Origin of the sequence: Shewanella sp. SM32 (genome assembly GCF_025654235.1) — a bacterium.
GTDB lineage: Bacteria > Pseudomonadota > Gammaproteobacteria > Enterobacterales > Shewanellaceae > Shewanella > Shewanella oncorhynchi.
On record NZ_JAKKRO010000088.1, the window covers coordinates 1 to 13,866 of the forward strand.

Annotated in this window: 12 protein-coding genes and 1 pseudogene; 6 read left to right on the plus strand and 7 right to left on the minus strand. The window is 44.3% G+C overall.

Features of this window, described 5'->3' with window-relative positions; all coding sequences use genetic code 11:
- Positions 1 to 140 (minus strand): annotated as a pseudogene (locus L5M10_RS21935) (IS4 family transposase); the annotation flags it as partial.
- Positions 141 to 670: 530 nt separating this feature from the next.
- Positions 671 to 1,447, minus strand: a complete 777-nt coding sequence (locus L5M10_RS21940; protein WP_263164248.1) for an AraC family transcriptional regulator — start codon at positions 1,445 to 1,447, stop codon at positions 671 to 673.
- 213 nt (positions 1,448 to 1,660) lie between these two features.
- Between L5M10_RS21940 and L5M10_RS21945 the strand changes: the two genes are divergently transcribed.
- Together L5M10_RS21945 and L5M10_RS21950 are read left to right on the plus strand one after the other, a co-directional pair.
- Positions 1,661 to 2,551 (plus strand): DMT family transporter, encoded by an 891-nt coding sequence (locus L5M10_RS21945; protein WP_263255914.1) that lies wholly within the window; start codon positions 1,661 to 1,663, stop codon positions 2,549 to 2,551.
- A 153-nt stretch (positions 2,552 to 2,704) separates the two neighbouring features.
- The gene (locus L5M10_RS21950) at positions 2,705 to 4,336 is read left to right on the plus strand and encodes a methyl-accepting chemotaxis protein (protein WP_168824943.1); all 1,632 of its coding nucleotides are present in this window, start codon (positions 2,705 to 2,707) and stop codon (positions 4,334 to 4,336) included.
- A 286-nt stretch (positions 4,337 to 4,622) separates the two neighbouring features.
- Here the strand turns inward: L5M10_RS21950 and L5M10_RS21955 are convergent, their stop codons facing one another.
- Positions 4,623 to 5,468, minus strand: a complete 846-nt coding sequence (locus L5M10_RS21955) for an FAD:protein FMN transferase (RefSeq protein WP_198572961.1) — start codon at positions 5,466 to 5,468, stop codon at positions 4,623 to 4,625.
- A 723-nt stretch (positions 5,469 to 6,191) separates the two neighbouring features.
- On the opposite strand from L5M10_RS21955, the gene L5M10_RS21960 reads away from it, so the two are divergent.
- Complete coding sequence (locus L5M10_RS21960) at positions 6,192 to 7,523, plus strand: Na+/H+ antiporter NhaC family protein (protein WP_105250033.1); 1,332 nt, start codon at positions 6,192 to 6,194, stop codon at positions 7,521 to 7,523.
- 51 nt (positions 7,524 to 7,574) lie between these two features.
- On the opposite strand, the gene L5M10_RS21965 is transcribed toward L5M10_RS21960, so the two are convergent.
- The gene (locus L5M10_RS21965) at positions 7,575 to 7,706 is read right to left on the minus strand and encodes a hypothetical protein (RefSeq protein WP_263255918.1); all 132 of its coding nucleotides are present in this window, start codon (positions 7,704 to 7,706) and stop codon (positions 7,575 to 7,577) included.
- Between the two features lie 705 nt (positions 7,707 to 8,411).
- On the opposite strand from L5M10_RS21965, the gene L5M10_RS21970 reads away from it, so the two are divergent.
- On the plus strand, positions 8,412 to 9,122 hold the full coding sequence (locus tag L5M10_RS21970; protein WP_263255920.1) for a 23S rRNA pseudouridine(2604) synthase RluF: 711 nt from the start codon (positions 8,412 to 8,414) through the stop codon (positions 9,120 to 9,122).
- Between the two features lie 162 nt (positions 9,123 to 9,284).
- On the opposite strand, the gene L5M10_RS21975 is transcribed toward L5M10_RS21970, so the two are convergent.
- Entirely contained in the window at positions 9,285 to 10,742 is a 1,458-nt protein-coding gene (locus L5M10_RS21975) for an OmpA family protein (RefSeq protein WP_263255922.1), read from the minus strand.
- A 634-nt stretch (positions 10,743 to 11,376) separates the two neighbouring features.
- Between L5M10_RS21975 and L5M10_RS21980 the strand changes: the two genes are divergently transcribed.
- Positions 11,377 to 11,643, plus strand: coding sequence for a hypothetical protein (locus tag L5M10_RS21980; protein WP_103201376.1), 267 nt, complete (start codon positions 11,377 to 11,379; stop codon positions 11,641 to 11,643).
- Positions 11,644 to 11,859: 216 nt separating this feature from the next.
- Here the strand turns inward: L5M10_RS21980 and L5M10_RS21985 are convergent, their stop codons facing one another.
- Both L5M10_RS21985 and L5M10_RS21990 read right to left on the minus strand, forming a co-directional pair.
- Complete coding sequence (locus L5M10_RS21985) at positions 11,860 to 13,404, minus strand: methyl-accepting chemotaxis protein (protein WP_263255923.1); 1,545 nt, start codon at positions 13,402 to 13,404, stop codon at positions 11,860 to 11,862.
- A 34-nt stretch (positions 13,405 to 13,438) separates the two neighbouring features.
- Entirely contained in the window at positions 13,439 to 13,615 is a 177-nt protein-coding gene (locus tag L5M10_RS21990; RefSeq protein WP_263255925.1) for an EAL domain-containing protein, read from the minus strand.
- Between the two features lie 63 nt (positions 13,616 to 13,678).
- Here L5M10_RS21990 and L5M10_RS21995 point away from each other — a divergent pair.
- The coding region (locus tag L5M10_RS21995) for a helix-turn-helix domain-containing protein (RefSeq protein WP_263179487.1) at positions 13,679 to 13,866 on the plus strand (188 nt) is incomplete at its 3' end.

The window sequence follows — 13,866 nt, forward strand, 5'->3', positions numbered from 1 at the left end:
TTTCGACCTAACTCAGTCAAGGTCAGTGTCTTACATTCAATCAGTGCCTTAGAGGCCAGCATCAAGCTGTTTAATCGTTTTAGGTGAAGTTCTGGGCAGTATTGGTGTAAAGAATGTTGTAGGATATTGGCTTCGCGCATCTTGTTGTCCAAGTGTAGTTTTTAGCGAAACCATTTGATCATGCAACAAGATGCGCTTCCACCCTAATTTGATGATTTATTTGTAAATCATCAGGGGATTCTTCAGCACGGCGCCTCAATCGTTAAATTTATTTTTATACTCTTTATAAATAAACCGTCTCAATTAAAGCCTGAAATAAAAAATTGAGCCCAACTATCGAAACCGATTTGCGGCGCGGGTTCGGATAGTAACCTTCACTTTGGAGTTTATATCTATGAGTAAAGAAAAAAACAAAAAACCGCCAATGAAAACCTTAAAAGAGAAGCGTCAAGATAAACGGAACCGCCAAAAGGCTTCCGACTAACTTATCTAACTCTGTAAAAAACCTTAAATCCTCTCTTTAAATAGGCCGAAAATAGGGTGTTAATACTTTAGCACCCTATCTTATTTCACAGTTTCCCCCAATATTTTTAGTGCATCATCTAGCGCGACTTTCGCATAGGATCTCATTATCTCGCCTTTATTAAGCCTTGCTCCATCAGCCACTCAATCACAATCGGCGGCGATACTGCTCAGGTGAGCACTGAGCATATTTTTTAAACATCACGATATAAGGCGAAGTTTGGTTATAGCCGAGCGTCAATGCCACTTCTTTGATCGCAAGTCCCTGACGTAATAGTTGTAAGGAATAGATAAACTTATGCCTTTGTCTTAGCTCAGTAAAACTCATTCCCAGAACCTCTTGGCAGCGACGAGCTAAGGTACGCTCTGTGGTATGTAATTCACTGGCCCAAGATTTAAAGGTTTTCGAACTCGCAGGGTCGGCTTCAAGTGCCAGCAACAACGGCTGTAACAGTTTATCTGAGACTGTGGGCAGAAATTGCGGTAGAGCTTTACCCAAGGTCAGCTGATCGAGCAAAACCTCAACCAGTCGCTTATCCGCCGCAGTTTCTGCCACAGTGACTTGCCGCTCCCGCAGATCGTTCACTATCGATTGGGCAATGGATGTTACGGCTAAAAGACAAGTCTCTATGGGAAAAGCCGCAGCTCGCTCGGCAACTATATTCATCGAGCAATAATGAATACTGCGCCGAGTATAACTTTCATGTTCTATCCCCGCAGGAACCCAAATCGCATATTGTGACGGCGATAAAAACCGTTGCCCTGCAGCATGTAACTCCATAATTCCACCGCTGATTAACTGCAGTTGCCCCCAAATATGTTGATGTTTTGGCGTTACCGTATTTGGCAGGAAAGCTTCATAGTTGAAGAAGATATCTGCAGCAGGCTCTTGCTCTGCCGTGAGCGGATGGTAAACCGTGCGCATTTTGATGCCCTCAAAGCTATGGTGATCCAAAAAACTCAAACGAAATCGCTAACCCAGATTACGCTTGTCCGTAGAGGAACTGACCTTGTCTGATAAGCGATATTTATATCATAACCGACCATGGATAATAGCCACTAATCTATTATCTGGATGCTCAAGTGATAAGCCATAAGCTAAGGCCTGTCACTTTAGCCAGTACCTAAAGGCAAGACCATGCTGTATTTGTTTCCCCTGTTGGCCGTATTAATTTGGGCAGGCAATTCGATAGTCAACAAGCTCTCATTTGGGATTATCGATCCTGAAGCCATAGCGTTTTACCGTTGGTTTTTCGCTATGTTATTGTTAACCCCCTTTGTCGCAAGTCGCGTCTGGCAAAAACGCCAAGTGATACTACCTTTGTTACCTAAGTTCGCTACTTTGGCTTTGTTAGGTATGGTGCTAAACCAAAGTCTGGCCTATTTTGCGGCGGCAACCACCACGGCAACAAATATGGCATTAATCACCTCTCTCGTGCCTATGATCAGTCTGTTTTTAGCCGTGCCATTACTCAAGCAAAAATTATCACCGTTAGCCTTTGGTGGCACCTTAATCTCGCTATTTGGATTGATTTTTATGCTCAGTCACGGCGATATGATGAACCTTGCCATCGGCGTGACCCAAGGTGATTTACTGTTGCTCTTTAGCGCCTTTGTGTATGCGCTCTATGGCGTATTACTGAAACGCTGGCAACTGCCACTACCGACTTGGGAATCGGTTTATATTCAAGGACTCATAGCCGTATTCATGCTAACGCCACTGCTGTTTACGAGTCCCAGCATGGCGATCAGTGCCCAATCAGCACCACTGATACTTTACGCTGCTATCGCTGCCTCACTTTTAGCGCCGTGGGCTTGGATCAATGGCATAAGCAAACTCGGCGCCGATCGCACCAGTGTATTCTTTAATTTAATGCCTATTATTGCGGCGATACTGGCGGCCATCATCCTAGATGAAACCTTAGCCATTTCTCATTATATTGGCGGTTCTATGGTCATTATTGGCGTCATGCTAGTGCAGATAAAACCTAAGCCTAAAGTCATCTCTACCCTAGCTTGTCCTGAATAATACAAAGTAATGCGTCAACGCCTTGGTAACAGTGACCAAGGCGGTTTCGCTTATTTCAATGCGTACAAAATCCCATCGCAATCTGCTGCACGCAAAGGCAATTCTATAAATAACGGCTAAGCTATTTATTAAGTTATTAATGGAGATCGTCCTATGTTTAACAGTATTCGCGTTAAGTTTTCACTGATGTTTGCCATTATGGCGACAGCCCTCATTGTCATGGCGGTCACCGACGCTATGCAAAGCCGTGCCACTGTGAAACAGATGCAGGAATTTAGTCAGTTATTTAATCCCGCAATTTCGGCAATTCTCAATGCAGATCGCGACCTTTATCAAGCGCAGCTAAGTGAAGAAGTGTTACTCAGGGAAGAATTATCTGCCGATAATCGCAAAAGTGAGATTGATAACTGGCAAGAGAATGTCGATCAAGCCCGTGACAGAATGGGAGAATTTAAACAAATCCTGACAGATCACCTGCAAGTACTGCAATCAACCAGTGGCTTTGAGGCGCAGTTTTCGCTCTGGTATCAAGCCTCATCAGAGGTCATTAATGCCGTTAAAAGTAATGATTTTGAACGCGCGAAACAACTCCACGAAACCAAATCCAAGCAAGAATTTAAGGCATTAAGAGATATCTACAATGCCGCGGGCGAAGCCGCCGATAACAGAGTAAAAGAGCTAGATTTACAAGCAACGGAACAGGCAACCACCCAAACCCAAATATCCTTAACGATAGCGAGCTTAGTCGCCATTGTGGCGCTTTTGATTGCCTACTTCGGACCTAAAATCATAGTCAATGCAATTGAAGATATCACTAGCAGGATCAATGACATTGTCGATGGTGACGGTAACTTAACCCAAAGGATCCCTATCACACGTCAGGATGAAATCGGCGAGCTCGCCCATGCATTTAACTTATTTGTAGAGCAGCTACAGCAAATGGTCATCTCGATTATTGGTCAAACTAAAGATGTGAGCCAAACCGTTGAAAGCCTTGCAACTAAGTCAGCTACCACAATCAACATCAGCCATGAACAAGAGCAGTTTGTCGATACCATTGTCACAGCAGTGAATGAAATGAGTGCAGCCGTAAGAGAAGTCGCCAGTAACGCTCTTCATACTGCCACCGAAATCACTAAGGTGAATGACCAAACAGTAGAGGGTAAGAATATCCTCGCCCAGTCCGTTAATCATATTCAGCAACTGTCTGAATCAGTTAAAAATGCCGTGACTGTTATTGAAAAACTTTCAGTCAATTCTGCCAATATTGCCTCAGTGCTTGATGTGATCCGCTCAATCGCTGAGCAAACTAACCTCCTTGCCCTTAACGCGGCCATTGAAGCGGCACGTGCTGGCGAACAGGGCCGTGGCTTTGCCGTAGTCGCCGATGAAGTACGTACACTGGCGAGTCGTACCGAAACCTCAACCCAAGATATTCAGCGCATGATTGAAGAGTTGCAACGCGGAGTAAATGATGCGGTTAAAAGCATTGAATCGGGAGCTAGCTTGACCACATCAACCGTGACCCTCGCCAGCCAAACCCAAGATGCACTAGATGAAATTCTAAACTCCACCTCTAAGGTCAGTGAGATGTCCACTCAAACGGCGACTGCGACCGAAGAGCAAACCCATGTGACCGAAGAAATTAATCGTAACTTGACCGAATTATCCGATAAAACAAGATACTGCAACTTAGTGATCCAAGAAACGCAGCAAATAGTCGTCAACACTAAAGCCATTTGCAGCAACCTACAAAAAGAAGTTGCGCGATTTAAAGTCGCTTAAGATAAATGACTAACGACACATGGTGAGCGATTAGCTATTGAAACGAAAAGAGTGCCCAATATGGGCACTCTTTTTAATGGAAATAATACCAAGAAAAGCTTGAAGACAATAAAAGCCAACAACCGTATGCAAGTTGCAAATAACGGTAACGATACTGAACCCAAGTTGTATCGATTCACCCGTTAAAGTGCGAATAACAGTACTAACTGTTTAATGTTAACTCACAGTAATGATTGAATTTCTAATTCAATCATCTGCAAAAGCTGTAAAACAGCCAAAAGATACATCAATCAAAACTGACTAATTGACCACCCAAGTGAGCAATTTTTTCAGCGGCCAAGTCGGGATTAAGATAGCCTGCGACTTTCGTTAACGCATCGGCGCGCCAAGCAAAAGAGGCTCTCACACTAACAATACGCTCGCTTTCAGCATCGACGTTCGTATCGGCAACATTGCCAGTTGGCAGTAATAGTGCAGGGTAATCATGACTTAAGGTTTGTGAGACCCTTGAGCTAGCGAGCGCCATATTGCTAACGCAGAGCTTTTGGCTCGCTCCTAATGGACCGCGGCACACTACATTTAAAGATGCACTGCCAAAAACTTTTAAATCGCCACCCGCATTGACCCAACCTCCGCTCACGCCAGCGCGACGCAGCTCACTCACTGCCATATCAACCGCATAACCTTTAGCTATACCATCTAAGGTTAAAATTAGCGGTCTAGCTAATCGCGCTTGATTACCTTTTATTTCAATATCTTGCCAGTCACCTTGCAATAACAATGGCATACCAAGGTAAGCAGGCAAAGCGCCGCGAGACATCATTTCGCCGCCAACGGTACAATTGAATAAGTTGTTGCTCGCCTTACCCAGCCCCTTAGCCAACTTGAGCACTCGTAAACTATCTTGGCTTAACGTTACCCAAATTCCCGGCTGCCGATTTAACTGATTTAACTCGCTGTCCTGTTGATGGAAGCTCAGCAACCGCCCAATATGGGTCACACGCGAAAAAGCCGCGCTAATAGCCGCTTCCAATGCTTTATCTTTAAGTAGTGCCTCACCGCTTTGATTTGGCAGTGACTCGGCAGCGATTTCCACCAGCGTTCCGAGTAATGGCTTAGCGCGACGTATCATGATAATACCCACTGTAGTAGGAAGATCTGAGGAATCAGCAATAAACGCTTCATCCAGTTAAATTTAAACAAAGCACTAAGAGTAATTAACATAATTTGTGCGGATTCTATTAAAGTCTCTACTTCAATACAAATTGTTGCCATTAGTTTTTATGGGGATTTTAGATGCTTGAAACTGTTTTACATTTAAAAACAATAGATTGCTTATTAAGGTTTTATTAAAGTTATTTGACTTATCATTGCTATCACAACGCTGCACAAGCGAACTAAGTCAATACGTCCCCAAATGAGCCCTATTGATTAATGCCACTCATCATTTACGCTATTTATGCTGTCTTACCCACCAACAACTCAAACTAAATGGAGCAATAAATAGCCAGCTTACTCCATCACACCAGTCATCCGCTTAAATTTCACGCTATTCTATTCAGTTGAAATACACGCTAAATCAGATATAAACCCTCTAACCCAACCTAAACACAAACAAGTAAAATATTGATTAATAATTAAAATAAAGACTAATTTTCATCTTATACAACCTATTAATAACCTAGCGATCACAACGGAAGTAAAAACATCTAGACGTCTAAATTGACAGGTTATCAGGGATCAAATATGCTTTGCCTCAAGTTGCTAGGATACGATGCCGAGGCAACACTGAATTTAAGCGAGTTTGACTGCCAAGGATCCTGCGGAAAAACCCTAAGCGAAAGAGAGATAACATTTGAGCAATCCAACAGCAGCACAGCACAGCCCGGCATCTTTTATTGCCCTGTTGCCATTATTTGTTTTCCTTGGTCTTTTCATTGGCGCGGGTGTGTATTTCCAAAGCCAAGGTGTCGACTTTGCCTTCTATCAATTACCCAGCGTTATCGCTATTTTACCTGCAATCATTCTGGCGTTGATTTTATCAAAACAGAAATTAAATCAATCGATTGATACCTTTATTGGCGGTATTGGTCACAGCAATATTATTGCTATGTGTTTAATTTACTTACTTGCAGGCGCCTTCGCTGCAGTCGCTAAAGCCACTGGCGGCGTCGATGCTACTGTTGCTCTTGGTTTATCGTTAATACCATCGAACCTGTTACTACCTGGTTTCTTCGTGATTGCCGCTTTTATCGCAACGGCCATGGGAACCTCTATGGGGACAATCGCTGCTGTCGCTCCCATCGCCCTAGGCGTAGCCGACCAAGCGCAAATCGACTATGCACTGATGGCGGGAGCCGTGATGTCTGGCGCCCTATTTGGTGACAACTTGTCGATTATTTCCGATACCACAATTGCAGCTACGCGCACCCAAGGCTGTGATATGAAAGATAAATTTCGTGAAAATTTAATTTTCGCTATCCCCGCATCACTGCTAACTTTAATCGCCTTTGTATTTGCCGGACAAGGCCAAGCAGAATTAGCAACGCAGAATATCGATCTTATTAAGGTCATTCCTTATCTGACCATTTTGATCTTAGCTGTGGCAGGTCTGAACGTATTTGTGGTCTTAACCTTAGGTATCTTATTAGCAGGCGCAACCGGCCTGTTTACTATGGATTACGGTGTGATCCAATTCGGTAAAGATATTTATGCTGGCTTTAGCAATATGCAGGAGATTTTCATTCTGTCTATGCTAGTGGGTGGTTTAGCCGCACTCATGCAGCAGCAAGGTGGCCTTGCCTTTGTGAGTAAACAGATTGAAAAGCTGATCACTCGTTTCTCTAAGGCGCAAGGTGAAGCTTCATGCCGTGCAGCTGAGCTAGGTATGGCAGGTATAGTCGCAGTGACTAACTCTTGTGTGGCTAACAACACGGTTTCTATTGTGGTGACGGGTGATATTGCAAAAGACTTAGCAGAGAAGCATGGCGTGAGTCCAAAACGTGCCGCCAGCATACTCGATATTTTCGCCTGTATTATCCAAGGTTTGATCCCGTATGGTGCACAGGCACTCTTGATTGCTTCGACCTTTAGCATCACGCCATTAGCAGCGGTATCACACGCTTGGTACTGTATGATTTTAGCCGTAGTGGCTGTTGCGATTGTAATTTTCCGCAAACGACACTAAATGATATTTGAGTCGCATGAGTAGAATCTAACGTTTATGACAAGGAACGCACTAGGCATTCCTTGTCATTTTAAAGCCCTCTTTTGGCGAAAAAGCATCAACTCGCTTGCCTTCATTAAACAATTCAGGCAAGTTACCGCATTCAATGTGGTCATATCCCATCAGCATATTTTTAGTCTCCATGAATCCTCTTTATCACCAAGAACCAAGTTATTACGATCTACATCGTCTTATTACATGGTTGATTGTAGGCGCAGCCTTTATTAGTGCTTCTGGAGTTTTAATTGCTATTTATGCTGAATATCAAAACGTTGGAGTTCAAGTCTTACAAATACGAGCTGATTTTTTAGGTAACTATATCAACTCACCCCTCGCTTATGTGTTTAATTTAAGCTTATTGGCTGCGGGGCTCTGCATACTCATTTCAATGACCGGGCTCTACTTACTAAAACTGGATACGTTCAGCCAATGCATAGCACTTACAGGTGCTTGGGTAGGAGTCTCTGTGATTTTGATGGGAATATTCCCCATTAATTTTTTGAGCATACACAGAATAGTTTCAACGAGTTATCTATTAAGCACCCTCATCTTACACAGCCTTGTGATTATAGCGGGGATAGTGCCTCGGTTTATTTGCCCAAAGCCACTGTTCTATTTGAGCCTGATCAGCTTTTGTAGTGCAGTGAGTTTAACCCTGCAATTAGATTGGACAATATTGGATTTCCCTCCCTGTGTGCTCCAAACACACTTTTGTCCTGTCTCAGCCAATATGTGGCTCCAAACTAACTTGAGTATTATTTGGTGTTTAAGCCTAGCCTTTGCAATGCGGCGCCTATCAAAAATACTGTATCATCGCGCCCAAGAATGCCAAATACTTTAGGGTAATCCATGCGCTTAGCAAAATACCTCGCCCAGTGTGGCATAGGCTCACGCCGTGAAGCCTGCCGTTTGATTGAGGCCGGGCGCATCACACTCAATGGAGGTATCGCCCGCCACGCAGATCCCATCTGTTTGGACGAGTCATTAAACTGCCTCGACCGTATTGAGTTTGATGGCAAACCCATCACTAAAGCCGAAACGCTCGCCTATTGGGTATTTAACAAAGCTGTGGGCACGGATTGCCGTCTGCTTGAGCAAGATGAAACGAGCCTCATACACCTACTTCCCAAAGCACCAAGACTCTACCCCGTCGGCAGACTCGATAAGGACTCCCGCGGCCTACTGGTGTTAACTAACGATGGTGAGCTGACCCATAAACTGATGCACCCCAGTTTTGCCCACAGCAAAACCTACCATGTACGCCTCGATAGGCCATTCGCAGATGATTTTGTTGAGCAAATGGCAAGTGGAGTGCGTTATAAAGACCTGCAAACCCTGGCCTGCCAAGTCCACCGCCTCAGTTCGGACAGCTTTGAAATCGTGCTGACTCAGGGATTAAATCGACAAATTCGGCGTATGTCCAGCGCCTTAGGCTATAAGGTAATTGACTTACAGCGCGTCGCATTAATGACATTAACGCTAGAATCCTTAGCCGAAGGAGCGATGCGGCCACTCACCCCACAGGAAGTTGCAGTGCTTAAAGCCGCAGTGACAATTTAGAGAAAGACAAGTGGCGAATACACTCAAGCTACTAACCTCAATTTTAGACAAATGCCCGCGTGAACAATATCTTCCAATGAACTCCAATGAAGATAGAAACGCCTGAGATGACTCAGGCGTTTCTATAAAACGAAGCTCCCCTTTCAAGCTTATTAATATGAGCTACTTTTTATCGGAACGAAGTACTAACTCCACTCTGCGATTCAGTTTTTGTCCGGCGTCATTAGTATTGCTGGCGACAGGGCTATATTCCCCGTTACCGTGGGCGGTTAATTGGGCCGACGGAATTTGAAACCCGTCACTCAACTGCTTAATCACAGCTGCGGCGCGGCGCTCCGACAGGCTTTGATTGTAACTCCGCTCGCCCTTGTCATCGGTATGTCCAACCACATAGAAACTCAGTGTCGGATGCAGCTTAAGATAGCTTGCCAGCACCTCCAGTACAGGTTTGGACTCAGGCAACATGCGCTCACTGTCATAATCAAACAGCAATCCCTCCAACGTCGCCTTGCCAGTTTGGCTAATCGCATCGGTCAAAGCATTGAGGTCAATCGCCACTCGATCATCCTTCAGAGTAGAGAGTTCCATTACCCTGAGGGTAGTATCGGCAGGTGTGCCATCGAAATATCCTTGGGAATAGATATCGAAGTAAACATCGCCCTTTGCGTGACTAAGCTTAAACAGCTGATACTCCTGCCATTCGTCCTCTTTATCGTCCTTGATTAATTTGATGGCATTAATCAGGCTATCATCGTCGCCGCAAGCCGTGCCTTTGCAATGGAATACCCGCTCTGCTGCAAGCTTTTGTGCGGCTGCGGCATAATTGCTGTTAATTTCAAACAGGGAATAGCTTTCAGGCATCTGATAACTTATTTGGGTAAGCTTGGTGTCCAGCGATTTGGTTTGATAATTTGCGCCCGAGATCCCCACTAATACAGGCACTTGGGTAAAGTTAGTTTGTTTGTAACTTGTAATATAACTGCCGGGCATACGTCCCAGCAAAGGATGGTCTGTCGAGCCTTGAGCATCGTCACTACGCCTATCTTTAATCTCAATGTTCTTCGGCGCCTGCTGTAAAAAGTCACTATTCGCTTGGATTAAGTCCAGCGGCTCAGGGATAGCGTCGAGAATATCGACTTGCAGATAGGTATATCTGTCCTCGCGATTGACGACATAGATACTGGTGTAAACCTCACCGCGAGTACCTTTCAGTTTTGCCGCCACGTAAGCACTGTGATAGTCGGCATTCACGCTTTTAAGCGGCTTTAGCTGAGTTTGCATGGCTTGACCATCACCGCAGGTGACGGCCTGACAACTAAATAACACTTCAGCATTCAGCTTTTTTAGCTGTGCCAAATAGTTATTGATAACATGCTCAGGACTATACCCCTCTGGTAACTCAACGCTTTGTCGAGTCAATTTCCCCGATACAGGCAACAGAGTGAACTTGTCACCATTCACTGCGGTGATAAGTTCAAAGGGCGTAAAGTGGATGCGCTTTTCTTCAGGCGATTTGGCGTCAGGAAAGGGAGTAAACAGCGATTCAGCATTCACCGCAAAAGTGGCGACACCGCAGGTCGCGGTTAAAAGTACAGCACTCAATAATGTCTTATGTCCCATAAATAATCCTTTTCTGTGGGGAATCTAGCTCTCGCGAATCAACTAGATAAAGAAATAGTGATGGGATAATACGATAAAAATTTTTATCTAGGTATAAACGGCATAAAAGTAATACTTTTTATTGAAAAGGAAATACACAGAAGAAATAAAGAGAGAATATAAAGCCCTCCATCTTTAAATAGCACACAGAAGTGGAGATGCCGCGAACATACGAATATGAAGAGCAGCCATGTCCGCCGTCAACGGTCACAGTTGCAACAATGCCAATCCTCACTAACCCACTAGCTTTTCATTCAGCTAAAAAAGCTATTGCCCCTTTTCTTGTTAACGCAATTACTCAGTAGCAAATCGCGCCACTGAAAACACCATACTTTTGCTCATGGTTAGCAGCAGAGAGACCGTGATAGAAAACTCCCAAAAACTCTCAGGTTTACACAATTCATTCATACTCCCTAACTTGCATGAATATTCTGCTTAGCGACAAGCAATAATTTTGCTTATGTTTTTATTGACCTATCTCAAATGAGAAGGGCTAATCAATATTAGTCATTGCTCATGCAAAAGAGTGCTACAATACGCATATCAGATACAAAAAATATAAAAAATGAACAAATAACAACGTTAGGTTACAAAAATGATAGAGTTTAAATTCAAACATTATGGGTATGATGGTTCTGTGTCCGTTACGCATCCAGATTCAATTCAACGTTTATCTGACCATTTCAGCTCAGCCAACCGGAAATACATTCTGGACGAGCTTATCTTAATGGTGGTGCGCAAGGATAACCAGCAACTTTCGATGAATTATCCAGACTACACCCCGGTACAAGTGGCAGAGCTCAATAACCTCTCTGATATAACTATCTCCCTAGGGGATGCAAGATTCCAAAGAATTGTGTGACTAACTTTAGCTAACATATTGATGTATAAGCTGTGTATTGGGGGGTGTGGACAATTTATCACCTTTTACGAAGACAAATTGTCCAATTGTGTTTCAAGTAATAGAGGGGATATCTTTTCCGATTCCAATCGATGAGTAAACGGTAGTAGATGGCCTGAGAGCCATAGCTCCAACAAACATTCGTTTCATGGCAGCTATGGCATTATCCTTTTTCCTTTAGGATTGACTGAACTGTTTCACCAGACGTTGCAGGCTTTCTAGGCGTTCAACCAACAGGTTTGTGCGGTCTACGGAGGTGGATGATAGGGATTTAGTTAAGCGAATGGCTTCTTTCATTCGATGCACATGCTCAGTCATGCCCTGAGTCACCTGAACCTGCTCAGTAATGGCTTGTGAGATACTGGTGCTTTGTTCGCCAATGGCTCCCAAATCATTCACAATCGCCTCAAAAGCCTCTTTACTTTTCTGGGACTTGGTGACGCTTAGCTCTGATGCGGTTATACCTTCTTCCATCAAGCTACCTGTCTTGTTTACGGTTGCCTGAAGCACTTCTATTTTCGAGCGAATATCATCGACAGAGGTGCTGGTTTTTCCTGATAGAGCGCGAACTTCATCAGCCACAACAGCAAATCCGCGACCGTGCTCTCCCGCTCTGGCGGCTTCTATTGCAGCATTGAGTGCCAGCAGGTTAGTTTGCTCGGCAATGCCTTGTATCATTTCCAGAATGGTTTCAATACCATCAACATCTGCGTAGAGCTGCTCAAGTGCCGTTTTAGAGTTATCAAGCTGCTGGCTAAGCACATGGACCGTTTCGACAGCCTCATCAATCGTCAGGCTTCCTTCCTCAGCTTTTATTTGAGCATTTTGGGCAAACTCAGAGCTTTGCTTAGCCTGATTAGCAACTTCATCAATGGAGGCCAGCATCTCTTCTGCGGAAACGGCCATAGCATCAGTAGCCGTATCTTGCTCACCCAGCTCTCTGTCGATGGCCTGACTGTTCGCTACTTCTTCAGTTGCGGCCTGAAGCAGGCTCTCCGACGTTTCATTGGCCCTTGCGGTAGCCGCCCGAAGCTCGGCCCGTTTCATCATCATTGCCAGTTCAATCCGGGAGATATCATCACAATACCCGGTGTAAGGCTGCTCCATGAGTGGGTTGTCATAGTGTGATTTAGCAAGTTTATTGACAGAAGCAAGGCGCTGCTTGAGCCTGAATGATGTGGCAGCTTGGATGGTGCAAAGTGGAATTAGTATCCACAGTGCCGCTGATAGCGGCAACACACCGAAGGCAAGTAACATAAGCGCTGTTAATTGGGTAATAAGCAGCCAAAAGTTTAGGCTTACCCACTTAATACGCCTTATGGAAACGGTGCCATTTCGAAGTTTTGCATAAAGTGAATAGGCTCTGGATATTTGTTCATCGGTTGGTTGAGTCCGGACAGACTGGTATTCATAGACTTTACCGTCTTTATCCATAATAGGGGTAACAATGGCGGATACCCAGTAATGACCAGTGCCTTTACATTTGTTTTTTACCAGCCCCATCCAGCTTTTACCCGATTGAATATACTCCCAGAGCTGACCAAATGCGGGTTTTGGCATATCACTGTGCCTAATGACATTATGGGGCTTACCGAGTAACTCCTCTTCTTCGTATCCGGCAATGCGGCAAAAATCCTCGTTACAATATGTAATGTGACTGTCTGCGGTCGTGGTAGATATCAGACTATCACTGTCTGAAAACCGAACTCTTTCATCTGACATAATACTTCTCAACCTCTTTATTGTTTGTTAGTTATTATTGAACAGCATGGCTGTTATATTTGTCTATAAATACTTCAAAATCTTCAATCGGTATGGGCTTGCTGTAAAGGAACCCCTGATAGACTCTACATCCTTCGTTTTCCAGAAACGCTCTCTGTTTTTCAGTCTCAACGCCTTCCGCTATTACGTATAATCCTAGGGCCTCCGACATTGATATACCCGTGATCAATGAAGATGCTTGATTTTCAGTGAAATGAGGATCAAGCTAACGATTATGAAACTACTCCTTACTCCTGAACAAAAACAAGTCCTAGAGACCCAGCATGCTCAAACGCGTGACGGGCGTATTCGTGACCGCATCAAAGCAGTACTGCTTGCATCCGAAGGCTGGACCCCGGCAATGATTTCTCAAGCATTACGCATTCATGAAAGCACTGTACGTAATCACCTTGCCGATTACAC